General features: G+C 45.2%; 20 protein-coding genes, 1 tRNA gene and 1 pseudogene. 3 read left to right on the top strand and 19 right to left on the bottom strand.

The window, feature by feature from the left end:
* From AACQ79_RS07930 to fkpA, 9 genes are all read right to left on the bottom strand, one after another.
* Positions 1 to 128 (bottom strand): GTP-binding protein (locus AACQ79_RS07930; RefSeq protein ID WP_235800309.1); only part of this gene is annotated, 128 nt, incomplete at its 3' end.
* Positions 129 to 251: 123 nt separating this feature from the next.
* On the bottom strand, positions 252 to 2348 hold the full coding sequence (gene fusA, locus AACQ79_RS07925) for an elongation factor G (RefSeq protein ID WP_010318928.1): 2097 nt from the start codon (positions 2346 to 2348) through the stop codon (positions 252 to 254).
* A gap of 75 nt (positions 2349 to 2423) precedes the next feature.
* Positions 2424 to 2894 carry a 30S ribosomal protein S7 gene (gene rpsG / locus AACQ79_RS07920; protein WP_013857921.1) on the bottom strand — a complete coding sequence of 157 codons (471 nt, stop codon included), beginning with the start codon at positions 2892 to 2894 and terminating at the stop codon, positions 2424 to 2426.
* Positions 2895 to 2990: 96 nt separating this feature from the next.
* Positions 2991 to 3365, bottom strand: coding sequence for a 30S ribosomal protein S12 (gene rpsL / locus AACQ79_RS07915; RefSeq protein WP_010318930.1), 375 nt, complete (start codon positions 3363 to 3365; stop codon positions 2991 to 2993).
* 182 nt (positions 3366 to 3547) lie between these two features.
* Positions 3548 to 3823, bottom strand: coding sequence for a sulfurtransferase complex subunit TusB (gene tusB, locus AACQ79_RS07910; protein ID WP_010318931.1), 276 nt, complete (start codon positions 3821 to 3823; stop codon positions 3548 to 3550).
* Positions 3824 to 3832: 9 nt separating this feature from the next.
* Entirely contained in the window at positions 3833 to 4189 is a 357-nt protein-coding gene (gene tusC / locus AACQ79_RS07905) for a sulfurtransferase complex subunit TusC (protein WP_170899783.1), read from the bottom strand.
* The gene (gene tusD / locus AACQ79_RS07900; RefSeq protein WP_170899782.1) at positions 4186 to 4590 is read right to left on the bottom strand and encodes a sulfurtransferase complex subunit TusD; all 405 of its coding nucleotides are present in this window, start codon (positions 4588 to 4590) and stop codon (positions 4186 to 4188) included. The genes tusC and tusD overlap by 4 nt, the downstream gene beginning before the upstream one ends.
* Positions 4584 to 5303 (bottom strand): helix-turn-helix transcriptional regulator, encoded by a 720-nt coding sequence (locus AACQ79_RS07895; RefSeq protein ID WP_013857924.1) that lies wholly within the window; start codon positions 5301 to 5303, stop codon positions 4584 to 4586. Before AACQ79_RS07895 ends, tusD begins: the two co-directional genes overlap by 7 nt.
* A 185-nt stretch (positions 5304 to 5488) precedes the next feature.
* Positions 5489 to 6277, bottom strand: a complete 789-nt coding sequence (fkpA, locus tag AACQ79_RS07890; RefSeq protein ID WP_010318935.1) for an FKBP-type peptidyl-prolyl cis-trans isomerase — start codon at positions 6275 to 6277, stop codon at positions 5489 to 5491.
* Positions 6278 to 6416: 139 nt separating this feature from the next.
* Between fkpA and AACQ79_RS07885 the strand changes: the two genes are divergently transcribed.
* Both AACQ79_RS07885 and AACQ79_RS07880 read left to right on the top strand, forming a co-directional pair.
* A complete protein-coding gene (locus AACQ79_RS07885; RefSeq protein ID WP_026027456.1) occupies positions 6417 to 7397 on the top strand; it encodes a WD40 repeat domain-containing protein in 981 nt (326 codons plus the stop codon).
* A gap of 2 nt (positions 7398 to 7399) precedes the next feature.
* Positions 7400 to 7627, top strand: a complete 228-nt coding sequence (locus tag AACQ79_RS07880; protein ID WP_010318937.1) for a SlyX family protein — start codon at positions 7400 to 7402, stop codon at positions 7625 to 7627.
* A gap of 64 nt (positions 7628 to 7691) precedes the next feature.
* Here the strand turns inward: AACQ79_RS07880 and AACQ79_RS07875 are convergent, their stop codons facing one another.
* From AACQ79_RS07875 to tsaE, 9 genes and pseudogenes are all read right to left on the bottom strand, one after another.
* Positions 7692 to 7880, bottom strand: coding sequence for a DUF2065 domain-containing protein (locus AACQ79_RS07875; protein WP_017043313.1), 189 nt, complete (start codon positions 7878 to 7880; stop codon positions 7692 to 7694).
* A gap of 71 nt (positions 7881 to 7951) precedes the next feature.
* Positions 7952 to 8932 (bottom strand): protease modulator HflC, encoded by a 981-nt coding sequence (gene hflC, locus AACQ79_RS07870; protein ID WP_013857929.1) that lies wholly within the window; start codon positions 8930 to 8932, stop codon positions 7952 to 7954.
* A 2-nt stretch (positions 8933 to 8934) separates the two neighbouring features.
* Complete coding sequence (gene hflK / locus AACQ79_RS07865; protein ID WP_013857930.1) at positions 8935 to 10128, bottom strand: FtsH protease activity modulator HflK; 1194 nt, start codon at positions 10126 to 10128, stop codon at positions 8935 to 8937.
* Positions 10129 to 10173: 45 nt separating this feature from the next.
* A complete protein-coding gene (gene hflX / locus AACQ79_RS07860) occupies positions 10174 to 11463 on the bottom strand; it encodes a ribosome rescue GTPase HflX (protein WP_010318941.1) in 1290 nt (429 codons plus the stop codon).
* Between the two features lie 41 nt (positions 11464 to 11504).
* A complete protein-coding gene (gene hfq, locus AACQ79_RS07855) occupies positions 11505 to 11771 on the bottom strand; it encodes an RNA chaperone Hfq (protein WP_013857931.1) in 267 nt (88 codons plus the stop codon).
* 181 nt (positions 11772 to 11952) lie between these two features.
* Entirely contained in the window at positions 11953 to 12900 is a 948-nt protein-coding gene (gene miaA, locus AACQ79_RS07850) for a tRNA (adenosine(37)-N6)-dimethylallyltransferase MiaA (protein ID WP_026028407.1), read from the bottom strand.
* A gap of 15 nt (positions 12901 to 12915) precedes the next feature.
* On the bottom strand, positions 12916 to 14892 hold the full coding sequence (mutL, locus tag AACQ79_RS07845; RefSeq protein WP_170899784.1) for a DNA mismatch repair endonuclease MutL: 1977 nt from the start codon (positions 14890 to 14892) through the stop codon (positions 12916 to 12918).
* An 8-nt stretch (positions 14893 to 14900) separates the two neighbouring features.
* Positions 14901 to 16544 (bottom strand): annotated as a pseudogene (locus AACQ79_RS07840) (N-acetylmuramoyl-L-alanine amidase); the annotation flags it as partial.
* Positions 16545 to 16615: 71 nt separating this feature from the next.
* Complete coding sequence (tsaE, locus tag AACQ79_RS07835; RefSeq protein WP_010318946.1) at positions 16616 to 17080, bottom strand: tRNA (adenosine(37)-N6)-threonylcarbamoyltransferase complex ATPase subunit type 1 TsaE; 465 nt, start codon at positions 17078 to 17080, stop codon at positions 16616 to 16618.
* Positions 17081 to 17300: 220 nt separating this feature from the next.
* Here tsaE and queG point away from each other — a divergent pair, with 220 nt between their 5' ends.
* Positions 17301 to 18431, top strand: a complete 1131-nt coding sequence (gene queG / locus AACQ79_RS07830; protein WP_064624229.1) for a tRNA epoxyqueuosine(34) reductase QueG — start codon at positions 17301 to 17303, stop codon at positions 18429 to 18431.
* A 659-nt stretch (positions 18432 to 19090) separates the two neighbouring features.
* Here queG and AACQ79_RS07825 read toward each other — a convergent pair.
* Positions 19091 to 19167: transfer RNA gene (locus AACQ79_RS07825), tRNA-Met, on the bottom strand.
* Positions 19168 to 19354: the final 187 nt, after the last annotated feature.

Genomic DNA, 19354 nt, shown 5'->3' with positions numbered 1-19354 from the left:
TCACCACCGTACACTTTTGCAAGTGTAGTACAGATAGCAGCAGTTAGAGTTGTTTTACCGTGGTCAACGTGGCCGATAGTACCAACGTTTACGTGCGGTTTCGTACGTTCAAATTTTGCTTTAGACACGATCGTGTTCCTTCCTAGTTATGATTCGTCTTGAGTCACATATAGCTCAAGACGCGCCAGAAATTGCTATTTTATGCGCCAACTCTCATCAGCGCAATAGATTCGTTATTAAACAAATAACAGTTAACCACGTTCTGCAATGATTGCTTCTGCAACATTTTTTGGCACATCAGCGTACTCTGCAAACTCCATGGAGTAAGAGGCGCGACCCTGAGTGGCAGATCGTAAGTCTGTTGCATAACCAAACATTTCCGATAGAGGGACTCTAGCATGGATAATCTTAAGGCCTGCATGGCCTTCATCCATACCTTCAATCATGCCGCGACGACGGTTTAAGTCACCCACAACATCACCCATCCAATCTTCTGGAGTAGTTACTTCAACTTTCATCATTGGTTCAAGAAGAACAGGCTGCGCTTCTAAAGCACCTTTCTTGAACGCCATCGAACCAGCAATCTTAAACGCCATCTCGCTTGAGTCGACATCATGATATGAACCATCGAATAATGTCGCTTTCACATCCAGAATCGGATAACCAGCTAACACACCGTTGTTCATTTGCTCTTCGATACCTTTCGCAACCGAGCTGATGTATTCCTTAGGAATCACACCACCAACGATTTCGTCGACAAAGACAAAGCCTTCACCGAGTTCCGCAGGTTCAATCTTAAGCCAAACGTGACCATATTGACCACGACCACCAGATTGACGAACGAACTTGCCTTCTACTTCCGCTTTTCCACGGATAGTTTCGCGGTAAGCCACTTGTGGTTTACCAACGTTACAGTCCACACTGAACTCACGCTTCATGCGATCAACAATGATGTCTAGGTGAAGCTCACCCATACCAGAGATCAACGTTTGACCTGTTTCCTTATCGGTTTCGACACGGAAAGATGGGTCTTCTGCCGCCAGTTTACCTAGCGCAATACCCATTTTTTCTTGGTCAGCTTTAGAGCGAGGCTCTACCGCAATTTGAATCACTGGCTCAGGGAATTCCATGCGCTCAAGAACCACTTTGTGGTCTGGGTTACACAGCGTATCGCCTGTCGTGACATCTTTTAAGCCGATCGCAGCCGCAATATCGCCAGCACGAACTTCTTTAATCTCTTCACGTTTGTTGGCATGCATCTGTACGATACGACCAAAACGTTCTTTTTTCTGTTTCACTGAGTTGTAAACGGCATCGCCAGAGTTCACCACACCAGAGTAAACACGCATAAAAGTCAATGTGCCAACAAATGGGTCAGTGGCAATCTTAAATGCAAGTGCCGAGAATGGTTCGTTGTCGTCAGCGTGACGTTCTACTTCGTTCTCGTTTTCATCCACGCCTTTAATGGCTGGTACATCTACCGGTGAAGGCAAATATTCAACAACCGCATCCAATACCGCTTGTACGCCTTTATTTTTAAAGGCACTACCACAAGTGGCCAATACGATTTCATTGTTAATGGTACGAGTCCGTAGCGCTTGTTTGATTTCCGCTTCTGTCAGCTCGCCGTCTTCAAGATACTTTTCCATTAACTCTTCACTAGCTTCCGCTGCCGCTTCAACTAGGTTGTTGTGCCATTCTTCGGCCAACTCAAGCATATCTTCTGGAATGTCTTCGTAAGTAAACGTCATGCCTTGATCGGCTTCATTCCAGTTGATGGCTTTCATCTTGATAAGGTCGATGACACCTTTGAACTCTTCTTCCGCACCAATATTTAATTGAATAGGAACAGGAGTCGCACCAAGACGATGTTTAATTTGGTTTACAACGCGTAAAAAGTCTGCGCCAGCACGGTCCATTTTATTAACGAACACCATGCGAGGAACACCGTATTTGTCAGCTTGACGCCATACAGTTTCAGACTGGGGTTCAACACCAGATGAGCCACAGAATACAACCACTGCACCATCAAGCACACGAAGTGAACGCTCTACTTCAATTGTAAAGTCAACGTGTCCTGGGGTATCAATGATGTTTACGCGATGATCTTGGAACTGTGCTTCCATACCACGCCAGAAGGTTGTCGTAGCAGCAGAAGTGATAGTGATACCACGTTCTTGCTCCTGCTCCATCCAGTCCATGGTTGCAGCACCATCGTGAACTTCGCCGATTTTGTGAGAAAGGCCAGTGTAGAACAGAATACGCTCAGTAGTGGTTGTTTTACCTGCATCTACGTGAGCACAGATACCGATGTTGCGGTAGCGCTCAATAGGAGTTTTCCGAGCCACGATTGTATCCTCTTACTAAGGTAATCCTTAGAGTATGAAAATGTGCTGCGAGAGAACCTCGCAGCACAGAAGGTATTACCAGCGGTAATGAGCGAATGCTTTGTTCGCTTCTGCCATACGGTGAACGTCTTCACGTTTCTTAACAGCAGTACCTTTATTTTCTGACGCGTCTAGCATTTCAGCAGCTAGGCGAGCAGCCATAGATTTTTCACCACGCTTACGCGCAGCATCAACTACCCAACGCATAGCAAGTGCGTTACGGCGAACCGGACGTACTTCTACTGGCACTTGGTAAGTTGAACCACCCACGCGGCGAGATTTAACTTCGACCGCTGGACGTACGTTTTCAAGAGCTTCTTCAAATACAGCTAAGTGACCTTTGCCAGATTTCTCAGCCATAGTGTCTAGTGCAGTGTAAACAATTTTCTCTGCAGTAGATTTTTTACCGTCAACCATAAGAATGTTAACGAATTTTGCCAGCAGTTCAGACTTGAACTTTGGATCTGGAAGGATCTTACGCTGACCAATAACGCGACGACGTGGCATGGATATTCTCCGTTGTCTTTTTCAGGTTATCCAAAACTTTTCAGTTTCTTCAAAAATTAAATAATTTAGTGTTTGGCCTTACTTAACGGAAATCCATTAAGATTTAGGACGTTTCACACCGTATTTAGAACGAGCTTGTTTACGGTCGTTTACGCCTGCACAGTCAAGTGCACCACGGATTGTGTGGTAACGCACACCTGGAAGGTCTTTTACACGACCGCCACGGATAAGAACAACTGAGTGCTCTTGAAGGTTGTGACCTTCACCGCCGATGTACGAAGTCACTTCGAAGCCGTTCGTTAGACGAACACGACATACTTTACGAAGTGCTGAGTTAGGTTTTTTAGGTGTAGTAGTGTAAACACGTGTACATACACCACGTTTTTGTGGGCACGCTTCTAGTGCTGGCACGTTGCTTTTAACAACTTGCTTTACACGAGGATTGCGGACCAACTGGTTAATAGTTGCCATTAACTAGCTCCTGAATTTACTTAAAGTAAGCTTTGTGAAAAATCTAGTCCCTAGTGCACTTAGTACAAATAGGGACGCAAAATTCTATGCAGCAGTGAGAGGTGTGTCAAGAAATATACAGATCTTTTTTAACCACCATAAGTAAAGGGTGGGTAATAGAAGGGTAATAGTGATAAAAAAACCTACCAAGTGATTGATTTTTCATGATTAGTAGTAAGTTCAACCAAACCAGAGAAATCCACTTTGGTAATTTGTACTGAGCAGAGATCCTGCACACCACGCGCGCAGAGATCCTCAAGTAAGACATAAACCCTGTTCAGATCGTTGAGTAGTAAAAAAGAGCCCGCACTAGGGTTACTCATATAAACCGCTTCTTCAACCAAGATAATACTATCCTCAGCCAAACAATAACGCTGCGCTAAGGCCAGTTTTGCCGTGTCTTTTACAATATGCAGCATAGGTACACCTTAGAAAGTTAGTACTTGATCGCACTCGTGAAGTAACTGAGCGATTTGCTGAGGCGATTTTTTTTCAACATCAATTACCCATTGAGCTGATGCTAACCCCAACTCTTCAACGCTTTGCTCACACAGATAAAGGTGTTCAATATCGTATAACTCAAGCAGTTTAAACGCACTGATGTAATCACGGCTAAGCAGTTGTTGCGGTAATTGGTTGGCGACGATTTGCGTCACGCCAAACCCAACAAAAAAGAGCGAGATCGCATCACAATAGGCAGAGGCTGCCAGTACAGCATCCAGCCCTTCTCTTCCAGCCGAACTAGAATGAGGCGAAGAATGAAAAACAAAACCGATTTTTTTCAAAACTGTACCACTCGATCTTGAGTCAATAACGCTTCAGCCAAACTTCCTAACCCAGTTTGTGCAAAACCTTGTGCCAAATTATACGCAGTGAGCTGGTGTTGCTGAGCTTCATTTTCACTGATGATGCCACGACGCAACGCTGCAGCAACACAGGTTTCTAAGCGTACATGGTGTTCAGTAGACAGCTTCTGCCATGCTTTCACAAGATGAAACTCATCGTTTGCAGGCGCGGTGATCGCAGAGCCATTGAAAACACCATCTTGATAAAAAAATACTTGCTTGAGTGAATGCCCTTTTTCTAGCAATGCACAGGCAAACAGATAAGCACTACGCGCTGCCTGTGTGCCATACACTGAGCCATTGACCAATAATGTGTAACTCAATACTGGCTCCACTAACATTCATCTCCGGTCTTGCGTTGGCGAATGTAGAGATAGACAGTATGTTTAGAGATATTGAGCCGATCAGCTACGCGGTTAATCGCATCTTTGATGTCAAAAATGCCTTTGTCGTACAACTCCATCACAATCTGACGATTCTTGGTATTGTTAGACACTGATTTATCGGCGTTGATCTCTTCAATTGTACGCTCTACCGTCTGATCCACCAGCTCTTCAACATCACTGGCAAAGTTAACCGATGAGGCGGCTTCCTGAGCTTCCTGAGTCGGCATGAATGATTGCAGAACTTGTGAGAACGGAGCATCTAAATTGACGTTGATACAAAGTAAGCCAATGACTCGGTTATCACCATTACGAATCGCGACCGTAATCGATTTCATTAACACGCCACCCTTGGCGCGAGAGAAATACGATCGTGAGAAGTTACGCTCCGATCCTTCAATATCTTTCAACATACGCAGTGCAAGATCGGTGATCGGGGAACCCACTTGACGTCCCGTGTTTTCACCATTGGCAATTTTAATCGCCGAGGTATTGAGATCTTCCAATGAGTGCAGAACGATCTCACAAAAAGGACCAATCAGGCTGGCGATACCGTCAACCACAGCTTCATAAGATCGAAGAATGATTTTATCGTGATCACTAAATGGCATCACGTGCACGGATTCCATTTCAAGCAACATATCCGCGTTTAAAGTTTCTGTCGTTGTCACTGTTATCTAGCCTTAGAGCGAAAAATCAACAAATTGACGTAAGTTTATCAGAAAATTTTAATCGAAAACTCTGTTAAGTCACTAACAAGTGATTTAGGACAACTAATTAGTGAGTCGTTAGAGACAGAAAAGGCCTGATTCATCAGGCCTTTGAGCTGGTTACAACGGTTCAACAATGGCTGATATTATTTAGCCGCATCGCTACCGTTATCAATTTTTAGCAACTCCACTTCAAACACAAGTGTTGAGTTTGCTGGAATAGTCGGTGTGTCTTGCTCACCGTAAGCCAATTGTGGCGGGATAACAAACTTGTATTTTGCTCCCACTTGCATCAGTTGCACACCTTCTGTCCAACCAGGAATAACCCGATTGAGTGGGAATGTCGCTGGCTCACCACGATCATACGAGCTATCAAATTGAGTACCGTCAGCCAGTGTCCCTTTGTAATGAACTTGAACAGTATCGGTCTCTTTTGGTGACTCACCTTTTGCTGGCGTCAGTACTTGGTACAGTAAACCAGATTCAGTTTTCTTTACGCCATCTTGTTTTTCAAATTCAGCGCGGAATTCGTCACCAGCTTTTTCAGCAGCAGCCGCTTTTTCAGCGGCTTTCGCTTGCATGGTTTCAGAAACGCGTTTATCTAGAGCTTCTAGCGCTGCGCGTGTCTCTTCTTCACTCAACTCAGCATTGCCCGCGAAGACATGTTCAATCCCTTTTAGAACCAGATCTTTATTCAGATTGATACCAATTTCGGCTGGTTTTTCAATGCTGGTGCTGAGGTAATTTGCAAAAGAGACGCCAATCGCGTAAGCCGCTTTGTCATCTTCTGTTTTAAAGTGAACCGTTTTTCCCGCTTCCGTTTGTACTTGTTCTGCTGCAGGTGCTGCTTCAGTTTTCGGGGCTTCATCTTTCTGGCAGCCAACTGCAAGCATGACGGTTGCCGCAAGCAGTGACACTTTAAACAATGATTTCATTTATTTCTCCAATTTGTAGGCAAACCTTTTGTTATTACGCACAAATTTCAGTGAAAAACTGGTGCGCTAAACAGAGTTGTACCAATATAGCGATATGTTGATAGATTGTCTTTACACTCAAAGCGGATAATTAGACTTGATGCGAATAATTTCTCATTCAATCCTAGGTTGCATTGTCATCTTGATGTTAAATGGCTGTTTTTTCTCTAACAGCGATGTACAACGTTGGGATATAGAACCAAACGGTTCGACCAGTTTCGGTTTAAGCCGCGATGGTCGTTTTGCGCTACTCTATTCCAAACAAAGACAACTCGTTCTATGGGATCTTGAACAAAACAAAACCTTAGCCGAATTGGGACCTCAAGACCCACAAGCCAATACCGTTTCTCATATTCGACTCTCCGATAATGGCCGTTTTGCCGTGACCGCTAGCCAAATTAACTTTGCCGTATGGGACTTAGGTTGGACACAAGCTCAAGGTTTGTGGTCCATCTCCGATGGGCTGATCCGAGACATTGACATTGCCAATAACGGAAAACAAGTTCTACTCGGTTTATCCAATGGTAAAGCGATTTACGTCGATTTAGTCACTGGACGTCGACTAGAGTTCCTTGCTCATCGAGAAAAAGTGAATTCTGTCGCCCTATCGCCCAATGGCCGCTTTGCTCTGACGGGAGGTAATGATTATTTTGCCTACCTTTGGGATACGCAAAGTGGGCAAATTTTACGATCGTTTGAACATGAGCAGCGGGTGAATCGAGTAGCGCTGCAGCGAGAGGGAAAATTAGCCTTTACCTCCGATGGTGGTAATCAATCCATTATTTGGGATCTCTCCTCGGGTAAGGAACAGGCGAAATTGCGCAGTTTTTCACGACAATTGATTTTCTCTACGGCGCGTTTTTCCGATGATGGCAGGTTGCTTGTGACAGGGAATCCTTCAAGCCAAGTCGCGGTTTGGGATACTCAAAGTGGTAAAAAACAGCAAGGATTCGAAGTAGAACCGCTAAAAGATGCTCGCCCACCCACTGCGGTGGTGTATGATGCGGCCTTTGATCATCAGCAACGAATTATTACCGGAAGCTCTGCAGGTATTGCTCAAGCTTGGAAACTCGACGATTAGTTATGAACGATAAGTATATTCAGCAATTAGAACAGCGTGTTAGTGACTTGGAATGCCAACTTGCTTTCCAAGAACAAACCATTGATGAACTCAATCAAGCATTATCAACACAGCAGCTCATGCTAACGAAAATGCAAGACCAAATGAAATATGTGGCTGGTAAAGTCAAAAATATGGATGCCTCACATTTAGCGGATCCATCAGAAGAGACTCCACCACCTCACTATTGATAGTGATGATACTGATAGTGATAAACTGATCATAATAAATCGGTTACCGCGCTATTGTGCATCACTATCGTGCGAAGTAGTAAGCAATGATGCCCCCAGCAACGACGAGACAACCACCGATGCGGCGCAGTTGATGATCGGGCTGCTGGCTGAGCTCTGCCACCATCTTTCTCCAGCCATTAGGGGCGATTAACGGTCCAATACCTTCTGCAATTAACACCAGCCCCACAGCAAGCCAGATTGAATTCGACATAGTGCCTTCTCTCTTAAAGCCAATAAACGACAAAGGCTCCCTGAAGGAGCCTTTGAATAAACAACGGTCAATTATTTCGTTGTCAAACCTTTGGTGTTATTCATGTACTTGAAGAAATCACTCTTAGGATCAAGCACCAAGATATCACTCTTCTCGCTAAATGATTTCTCATAGGCTTTCAGCGAACGTAAGAACCCGTAAAACTCAGGATCTTTACTGTACACATCTGAGTAAATCTTCGCTGCTTTAGCATCAGCATCACCGCGAGTTACGCGAGCCGTTTTATCCGCTTCCGCTAAGATAGTCGCCACTTCAAGTTCAGCTTGAGCACGAATGACTTCGGCTTTTTCACGACCTTGAGAACGGTGTTTACGAGCTACTGACTCACGTTCAGCACGCATACGACGATAGATAGACTCACTGATCTCATCTGGGAGGTTGATTTTCTTAATACGGAAATCAACCACTCTCACGCCTAAATCTTTAAGTGCGCCTTTACGCGTATCTTCCAACACATTTTCCATCACTTGGTCACGCTGACCATCGATTTCCAATGCTTGTTTCGCAGCCTCAGTCGTGACGACTTCATCATCAGCACTTTCCGGCAAGACATCTTTATTACGTGGGCCTGAAACAATTTGTTTGATTTCACGAGAACCGATTTCAGAACGAAGAATGTCTGTCACTTTACGCTCTAACAGTGCTTGTGCCGTCAATGCATTGCCACCACCCGTTGCCAAGTAGTATTGACCAAAGTCTTCAATACGCCATTTGACATAGGTATCGATGATCACATCTTTTTTCTCTGAAGTCACGAAACGGTCAGAGCGGCCATCCATTGTTTGGATGCGCGCATCTAACGTTCTTACTCGATCAAACAGTGGCATTTTAAAATGCAAACCCGGTTCGTAGATTCGAGCAATTTCATTGTTATCTTTCAGAATACGACCGAAACGGACAACAATACCGCGCTCACCTTCAGGAATCACAAACAGCGACATCAACATCAATACCAGTGCAATCACTAATACTGGGATCATTAACTTACGCATTACTAGTATCTCCCTTGACGTGTATTGCTAGAGCGAGACGGTGTATTACCTGTATCACTGCTGGTTGGTGAATCAAGCTCTATCTGATCATAGGTTGATGATGATTTATCTTGACGTTTGGTGTCATTCTTACTGTCTTGGCCTGTAATTCGATCCAACGGTAGATAAAGCATATTGCCACTGGATTCTGAATCAATTAGCACTTTAGATGTGTTTGAATACACCTCTTCCATAGTATCTAGGTAGAGACGATTACGTGTCACATCTGGCGCGGCTTGATACTCAGGGAGCAGTTTTTCAAACTGTGCCACTTGACCCAATGCTTCGTTAATCGTGCGTTCTGTATAACCTTGCGCTTCTTTCTTCAAACGTTCTGCTCGGCCTGTTGCTTTAGGCAGAATTTCGTTCTTATACGCTTCAGATTCACGAATGAAACGCTCTTCATCTTCTCGCGCCGCAATCGCATCATCGAACGCATCTTTCACTTGCTCTGGCGGACGAGCCGACTGGAAGTTGACATCGACAATCATTAAGCCCATATCATAGCTATCAATGATTTGATTCAAGGTCGTTTGGGTACTTTGACGAATTTGCTGACGGCCACTGGTTAAGATACTGTCCATCAAAGAATCACCAACCACGGCACGTAATGCTGAGTCAGTTGCTTGGCGTAAGCTATCGTCAGCATTAGTCACACGATACAAGTACTTGTATGGATCAGACACGCGATATTGTACATCCATGCCAACAGTGACCACGTTTTCATCTTTGGTTAGCATCAAACCCGATGCACGTAGTGAGCGAATCGCTTGTACGTTAACGGCCGTCACTTCATCAACAAAGCGAGGACGCCAGTTCAAACCTGGATCAACGATGCGATCATACTTACCTAAACGCAGCACGACGCCACGCTCAGCTTCACCAATCGTATAGAAACCAGAAAAGAACCACACCGCAACTGCGATTGCTGCAATGACTCCAAAGCCAATTGCGCTACCACCAGAGAATGAAGGGCCTTTACCGCCTTTCTTACCAAATCGTCCGCCCAGTTTCTGGCTCAGTTTATTGAAAACCTCATCCAAATCTGGCGGTCCTTGATCACGGCCACCTTTATTTTTGTCACCACGATTATTACCCCAAGGGTCATTATCGCGGCCATTGTTGCCGTTGTTATTACCGGGCTCATTCCACGCCATTAGAAAGCTCCATCATTTGATATGACGTTATACTGTAGCAGTCCTTTAAGTAACTATAAAGTCACGCAAAACTGCTTCTTCTCTTTTTTCTAGTCTAAACCAATCAACTTGCTGCATACGAATGTTAATCAACAAATTACCATCTGGATCATATTCTTCTTGTTGAATACATTTCATTTGTGAAAATGCACTACGAATGCGACCTTGGTGCAGTGGTGGAATACACAATTGATATTGAATGACTTGACTCGCTAATCGCTCTGTCAATGCTTCGAAAAGCAGATCAATACCTTGTCCATCCATGGCTGATAACCACACGGTTCTCGGTATTCCCTCATCATCTTTTTCGATGCGAGGTTGTTGGCCTTCTAGATTATCGATCTTGTTCATGACGACAAGCGTTGGCACCTCATGGGCGTCAATCTCTTCTAATACATCATGGACGGCTTTGATATTCTCACGAAAACGCTCATCACTGGCATCAACAACATGTAACAAAATGTCAGCTTCTTGAGTTTCTTGTAACGTGGCTTTAAATGCTGCAACTAAATCGTGCGGCAGATGACGAATAAATCCTACGGTGTCAGCGAGAACGGCAGTACCAACGTCCGCCAATTCGATTTTCCGCAAGGTAGGATCTAGGGTTGCAAACAGTTGATCGGCTGCATAAACCCCAGCTTCAGTAATGCGATTAAATAACGTTGATTTCCCCGCATTGGTATAACCCACTAGCGATATGGTGGGAATCTCAGCTCGATTTCGAGCTCGGCGTCCTTGTTCTCGCTGCTTAGCGACCTTCTCTAAGCGGCGTAATATCGCTTTAATACGTTCACGCAATAAACGTCTGTCGGTTTCTAGCTGCGTTTCACCAGGTCCACGTAAGCCTATACCGCCTTTTTGTCGCTCAAGGTGCGTCCAACCACGAATTAATCGCGTAGAGATGTGGCGCAATTGTGCCAGCTCTACTTGCAACTTCCCTTCATGGGTTCGTGCTCGTTGGGCAAAAATATCGAGGATGAGGCCAGTACGGTCAATCACTCGACATTGGCATAGTTGTTCAAGATTACGTTCTTGGGCAGGAGAAAGGGCGTGGTTGAAGATCACCACATCCGCTTCAACAAGTTGAACCGCATGCGCTATCTCTTGGGCTTTACCCTCACCGACATAATATTTAGGGTGTGGAGTTTGACGGCTGCCAGTAATAATTTGCAGTGTCGACACTCCAGCAGAAGAAACCAGCATTTCACACTCGCTGAGATCATCCCACTCACCCTTTTGCGTGAAGTTGATATGAACAAGTACCGCTCGCTCACCGGCTTCGTAACGGTCAAACAAGCAACCAACTCCTTTGTAAGTAAATAATACTAATCAGAGAATTACTCTTCTGATTTGTCTGATGGACGATCAGACCCAGTGCGTGGCTCAGCAGTATGGTGGCTCACTGCACGTGCAGGAACAACCGTTGAAATCGCATGCTTATACACCATTTGATTGACTGTGTTTTTCAGTAAGATCACAAATTGATCAAAGGATTCAATCTGACCTTGAAGCTTAATTCCGTTCACAAGGTAGATGGATACTGGAATGCGCTCACGACGTAGTGCATTTAAGAATGGGTCTTGTAGAGATTGCCCCTTAGCCATTTTATTTTCCTTATTTGTATTTTGTTGTAGTTATTTAGCTAGTGGTGCACTGCATTATTGGTGCGGCCTTTGCATCTGAGCTAAATGAATAAAAACCCCGTTGCTACTTGTTATGACGGCGATAATGCCAAATATCAAGTAACGGATCCTTTACAGGGTACATCACGCAAAAGCGATCACATTATACACAGCTAACTCCATCAGATGCTATGGCATTTGAGAGAGTTTCTACTGCATGATCAATGTTTTCGCTATCTAACCAAGTTAAATCATCCCAGCTGCGTAACCAGGTGATCTGACGCTTGGCCAATTGACGGGTTGCACAGATTCCACGATATACCGCTTCCTCTAACGTACAATTCCCATCCAAATAGTCCCACATCTGTCGATAACCAACACAGCGAATCGATGGCAAATCCGGATGAAGATCATTTCGAGCATAAAGTGCTTTCATTTCTTCTTCAAATCCAGCTTCGATCATCTTTTCAAACCTGAGTTCGATTCGACGGTGGAGCTCAGCCCTTTCCTTGGGAGCTATAGCAAACTGCTTAACTCGAAATGGCAGGCTTTCACCTTTCGTTTGAGTTAACTCTGTAAGAGTTTTACCTGAAATTCGGTAAACTTCCAATGCTCGTGACAATCTTTGTGGATCATTGGGATGAATTCTTGCCGCCGAAACCGGATCAATCGTTTGTAATTGATCGTGTAACTGACCCCAACCATGCTCCAAAGCCTCTTGCTCAATTTGTTGCCGTATCTCAGGGTTAGCCGCAGGAAGTGGTGAAAGCCCTTCAAGTAGAGCCTTGTAATACAACATAGTTCCCCCAACGAGCAGAGGAATTTTACCTTGCGCGGTAATATCATGCATTGCAAGTAATGCATCGCGACGAAAATCCGCCGCCGAATAGGCTTCACTTGGATCCAAAATATCGATCAGACGATGAGGTGCGAGTGCCAGTTCATGCGCATTAGGTTTGGCGGTGCCAATATCCATGCCTTTGTAGATCAGCGCCGAGTCGACACTGATGATTTCCACTGGGTATTTTTGGCGCAAACGAATCGCCAAATCTGTTTTACCTGATGCGGTCGGGCCCATTAAAAACAGAGCCAATGGTTGTGTTTGATTCATCATTCTTTTAATTCGTTATGCCAACAAGGCCGCTATGGTGGTGGAAAAATCAACGGGGCGGACAAAACTCGCATCATGAAGAGGAAGCTGCCCTTGCCAAAGCTGTTCAAGTTCCGAAATCATTTGGATGGCTTCAGACAAAGTGTAGTCACTTTTCACCACAGTGATGTGTTCAGCCAGCCAATCGGCAACAAGATCCACCGTAATAGGTTCATCATCAGCCGTAAAATTAGCGGACACGTAAGATAGCAGATCTGGGATTAAGTTTTGCAGGTTTTGTTGCCTCAACGGTTGAGGTACGCCCATCACCATGATGCTTGAACCATGACGTTCTTTAAGCTCAATCCCTAGCGTATTCAACATCGGCTGGCAATGCGCTAACGCTTGATGTTCTTGTGCTGAGAGCTTGATGGAGAGCGGCACGAGTAAGGGTTGGCTTTTCAAGCCGCCTTGTTCGGTATGCAACTGGCCGCGAGTTTTCAGCCATGCTCCTTTGATAAGAGAAAGCAATACGACGCCCTGTTTGGACCCCATTAACAGGTACTGCCCTTTGATTACCGCAATAGCTTTACCCAACTGTTCGAGCTGCAGCATTTCACCTTGATCTTGATGTGCGATAGGAGAAAGTTCGACTGCTGAAGCTGGCGGTTGAGTTGCCATCAGCTCTTGATAGAGCTTCACTTCCCCGCTCAAAGGTGAGCCCGTTGGCTGGCGCTCAGCTTTCGCCCGAGAAGAAGATGGAGAGCCGTTTTGCTGCCAATGGCTACGCTTTGGCGTTTCAGCTATGCCGTGCGCGGTTGTACTTTCTCGCTCAGCTTTTCGTGGATAAGCGGGAGTGTTGTCAATCGCTTGCCACACTTGCTCTGGAACGGTGTTATGCCCCTCAGTTTCTTGGCACACACTAGCAATTGCAGTGTCATTCTCAATGCGATCCACAGTCTCCGCATCGGGCTGATGAAAAGCCGATGGTTTGAGCTGCGGCTTTTCAATGTGTTTGCTTTCAGCCAGTGCACTACTGAGTGCTTGATAGATAAAATCATGCACTAATCGCGCTTGATGGAAACGCACCTCATGTTTCGCGGGATGGACATTCACATCCACTTGATGGGGATCGAGCTCAATGAAGAGTACATAAGTGGCGAACTGATCGCCTCTCAGGCTGGTTTCATAACTTTGCCGGATAGCATGATTAATCAGCTTGTCACGCATCATCCGCCCATTAACATAGCAGTATTGCAAATCACTCTGCTGGCGCGCACCTTCTGGAGTCGTTATCCAACCATGCAAGCGAAGCCCTTGATGTTCCAACTCAATGTTCAGCATATGGCGAACAAAAGCGTTGCCACACACAGCCGCGATTCTTTTTTCCTCTTGAGCGGCCGTTTTAGCCGCTCGATATTGACGTACCATCTTGCCGTTATGGCGCACATTGATGGTGACATCAAACCGGCTCAAAGCAATGCGTTTTAGTAGCTCATCAATGTGAGTAAATTCTGTTTTCTCTGTGCGTAAAAATTTGCGCCGAGCGGGCGTATTAAAGAACAGATCGAGCACTTCGACAGACGTTCCAATCGGGTGTGCGGTTGGCTGCAACTTAACCGCCATATCTCGACCTTCACTGTATGCTGCCCAAGCCTGTTCTTGCGTGGCTGGACGAGACGTCAATGTAAGCCGAGAGACTGAGCTAATACTCGCAAGCGCTTCTCCACGAAAACCTAAGCTGACAATCGCCTCTAAATCATCTAAGGTGTGAATTTTAGAAGTTGCATGGCGGCTTAAAGCGAGCGCCAATTCCTCTTTTACTATCCCTTGCCCGTTATCGCGCACACGAATAAGCTTCGTACCTCCCTTTTCGATATCGATATCGATACGAGAGGCGCCCGAATCCAAGCTATTCTCCACCAGCTCTTTAACGACAGAAGCCGGCCTTTCAACCACTTCACCTGCGGCAATTTGGTTAGCAAGACGTGCGGGTAGAATCTTAATCGTCATCATGATTATTACTTATTGGGAATGATCAACACTTGCCCTATGGCGAGCTGATCAGACCGAAGTTGGTTTACTTGGCGAATACTATTCAGACTCACTTGATATTGGCTGGCAATTTTGCTCAAAAACTCGCCTTTTTCAACTTTATGCTTACGCAGCGGCTTATCCTTCAAACTCACCGTTATCTTCAGTTTCTGCCCCAGCGTTAAGGTGTCTGAACGCAAGTTATTCTCGCGTTTAATCGCATCCACACTCACTTTATACGTGCTCGCTATCTTGCCCAAATACTCGCCAGATTTCACCACATGCGTAACAATTTCCGTTTCTACTGGGTTGCTGACCACAGGAACGCGAATCGGAGCTAACGTAGCCGGAATCGTTAAGATTTGACCAATCGACAAATTGGCATTTTTTAGTTTGTTGGTTGCGATTAATGCTTGAGTCGAGGTGCCATATTTATTAGCGATAACCGAGAGTGATTCCCCACGCTGCACTTTGTGCTTTTGCGTCTTACCACGATTAGCAAACAGAGTGCCCTCGGGTGGGTTTTCTTCAAAATACTTGACGATAGCGGTTGCCAATGCGCGAGCCAATTTATCTTGATGCGAGCGCTGAAATAGCAATTGTTCCTCGGTAGGGTTAGAAATAAAACCCGTTTCAACCAACACCGAAGGAATATCGGGCGACTTAAGTACCGCCAAACTTGCGTTGACTGGCTCTGCTTTATGTAAATGGGCTACTTTTCCCATTTCGCCTAGCAGATGAGTTGCCACCTTGTAACCCTCTTTTTGCGAGTGGCTAAATTGCAAGTCCAGCAAGGTTTGGCTAACGTTTCGATCGCTATTGTTTTTTGCCAGCACTTCACCAGCACCACCTAACAGTTCTGATTGCTGTTCGTGATTCTCAACCCAGCGAGCAATTTCCGTATTCGCACGCTTGGTATTTAACACAAACACCGAGCCCCCCCTGGGTTGCGGGGTATGAAACGCATCGGCGTGAATGGAGACGAGTAGGTGTGACTTATTACGGCGCGCAATTTCAGAACGTTTATTGAGATTGACAAAGTAATCGCCACTGCGTGTCATGACCGCCTTCATTCCTGGAACGGCGTTAATTTGATCTGCGATCTTCTTGGAGATACTTAAGGTGGCATTTTTTTCATATTTTTTGGTCGGGCCAATCGAGCCGGGATCTTCTCCGCCATGACCAGCATCAATAGCCACCACGATATCTTCTGTCCCTAATAACTGTGAAGCGTCGCGGCTCACTTTAGTTTGGCTAGCAGGTTTTACTGTCGCTTTGTCGCTATCCAAATTGTGGGGCAAATCAACCACCAAACGATGCCCATACTGACCACCCGGCGTTGGCGCAAGTTTAAATGGCTGAGGGTTCACTTTGCGCTGTAACTCAAACACCAAGCGATACGTCCCTTTCTCCGGAGGCGAGCTATTACGAATTTGCTTGAGAACAGGACTATCCGCGACTTTAAGCGGCAATTTTGTATTAAGCGTGGTGTTTTTTAAATCAACCACCAAACGCTCGGGGCTGCTTAAAGTGAAATAGCTATAATCCGCTTCAGTTTTGAGATCGATAACCACTCGAGTTTCATCTGGAGAAGGCCAAACGCGCACGCCTTCTAATGCATTCGCGTGCGTCGTTGAAGTAAATAAAGCACAGCCCCAAACCGCAAGCGATAGAGTTATCGTTCGTAACAAATGGATGATGTTCAACATAACTCCAACTGACTCAGCAATGAGGATCCATAGGGGCTGTTTGCACTCAGAAAAGCTTGCCTTTGTTCGCCATCGTAGCGTAGCTCAACATCAATATCTGCGGTTGGAAGTAGACCGCTGCCTTTTTCTGGCCACTCAACAAGGCAGATCGCATCCGGTGTGAAATAGTCACGAATACCCATAAATTCCAACTCTTCCGGATCGGCCAAGCGATAAAGATCAAAATGGTATACTTGCCAATCGGCTAGTTGATAAGGTTCAACTAAGGTATAAGTCGGGCTCTTGACGTTGCCAACATGACCTAATGCGCGGATGAAGCCACGGCTGAAGGTTGTTTTTCCAGCACCGAGATCACCATGCAAATAAAGCGTGGTTTGCGCAGAGCATCGCTTAGCCAAAGCTGCGCCTAATTTTACCGTTTGCTGTTCGTCTTTTAAGGTAAAGATCTTAGTACTCATGAATTACCGCTCTCAAGTGTCGAAAATTGACTATATAAAAATCAAAAGAACTCGAATAGTAAACTGGGTTGGAATTGAGAGACAAGCTCTCTTCTGTAAGTAAAAGGAAAAAACTCGATTTTTATGTCAGTTTAATCCACATCACAGACGATCATTTCCTAGATCCTCAATAAAGGATCCGTTAAGATCCTCGCCCCTTTTTGCAACGAGCTCATCGATAATGGACTACCAAGTACTGGCAGACAAAATTAAAATCTGGGCACGTGAACTTGGCTTCGAAAAGGTCGGGATCTGCGATATCGATCTCAGTGAGCACGAAGAGCCTTTGCAGAAATGGTTGGATGCTGGATTTCACGGTGAAATGGACTGGATGGCGCGCCATGGCATGATGCGAGCTAGGCCACATGAACTCCTTCCCGGCACCGTCCGCGTGATCAGCGCACGCATGAATTACTTACCCCCAGATGCTCGGTTTGCCAGTGATTTGAATAATCCCAATTACGCTTATATCAGCCGCTACGCTCTAGGGCGTGACTACCATAAACTGGTACGCAACCAGCTCAAAAAACTCGGCGAAAAGATTGAACAAGAAGTGGGGGCACTCGGTTATCGCCCTTTTGTGGACTCCGCCCCAATACTAGAGCGGCCTTTAGCACAAAAAGCTGGGCTTGGTTGGACTGGCAAGCATTCGCTTATCCTTGATAAAGAGAGTGGTTCTTGGTTTTTTCTTGGTGAACTACTGATTGATTTGCCGCTGCCGGTCGATACACCAAGCAGTAATCAATGTGGCAAATGCACAGCCTGCATCACCTCATGCCCTACACAAGCCATCGTAGAAGACGGTGTTGTTGATGCTCGCCGATGCATCTCTTACCTCACCATAGAATATGATGGCGTAATTGCTGAAGAGTTTCGCAAGGCAATGGGTAACCGCATTTACGGCTGTGATGATTGCCAGTTGGTCTGCCCTTGGAATCGCTTTTCCGACCTCACTCAACAAAATGATTTTCATCGCCGTCAAGCACTGGATGAACCAGACTTAGTTGAACTGTTTGCTTGGGATGAGGCCACCTTCTTACGTTATATGGAAGGTTCGGCTATTCGCCGAATTGGCCACCAGCAATGGTTGCGTAATCTTTCCATCGCTTTAGGAAACGCGCCATATTCACAACGCATTATCGCAGCGCTAAACACGAGGTTAGGCTTGTCTGATTTATTAGACGAACATATACATTGGGCGCTAGTAGAACAAAAACGAAAATCATCGGAGCCAGCGAGTGCATGCTCTAGCAATAAGAAGCAGCAGCGCTTAATTCGAATTGTCGAGAAAGGGTTACCGCGTGATGCGTAAAAAATGAGGTAATTGCATAACTAATGAACACAGACTTTGATATGTATCTCAAAATACCAATTTGTGGACAAAATTTTAAACACGACACTGTTTTCTATAATTAAGAAAAGTTAGCCACATCAGCAATTAATGACAAGGATCAAAGATCTTGATATTAATGATCATACAGTTAGTTGACACAATGGTGACAAAATAACAAAAATCAATTTAAAAACAATTAGTTACACAGAAAGACAGCAAGATTAGAGAACAGAGCCGCATTAAAAGATCTTTCACTGACACTTACCAGCACTTCACTAAAAACACGTTATACACCAACTTATCCACAATTAATTTTTGTGGATAACTCTGTTAATGAATAAGAATAAATAGCGACGAAAAGCCAGATTCTACAGAGACTAACCTGTGTATTGAAATTCAGCACGTAAGTTATCAAGACGGCAATAAATCCGCTTAGAACTGCAGATTATTTTTATTTTAGGGAGTTATGCTTCACAGCATTAAAGAAAGAGCATAAACCAAATACTGGTTTGAGTTCAGAGAGTACTCTGAAAGAAGCTGGAGCGACACATAACCGTTACCTCAACCTTGGTAAGATTGCGCTCTACCAACTGAGCTAGTGTCGCAATGATTAATCGCATTCACGCTTAATCTGAATTTGGTTGCGGGGGCCGGATTTGAACCGACGACCTTCGGGTTATGAGCCCGACGAGCTACCAAGCTGCTCCACCCCGCGTCCGTATTGTGTCACCGTTAAGTACGATGAAAACTTACACTCTCTAACAAGAGAATTTGTAGCGACACACGAGGTTCACTTTCTTTAAACAAAGAGGCGTGACCTCAACCTTAACTAGGTTGTGCGGCGCTATTCTTTTCTTCGAAAAGAATTTGGAGCGACACACGAGGTTCGAACTCGTGACCTC

It is taken from the genome of Vibrio sp. 3-2(1) (assembly GCF_963887575.1).
Classification (GTDB): Bacteria; Pseudomonadota; Gammaproteobacteria; order Enterobacterales; family Vibrionaceae; genus Vibrio; species Vibrio anguillarum.
This window is presented reverse-complemented; position numbering and strand designations above follow the sequence as displayed.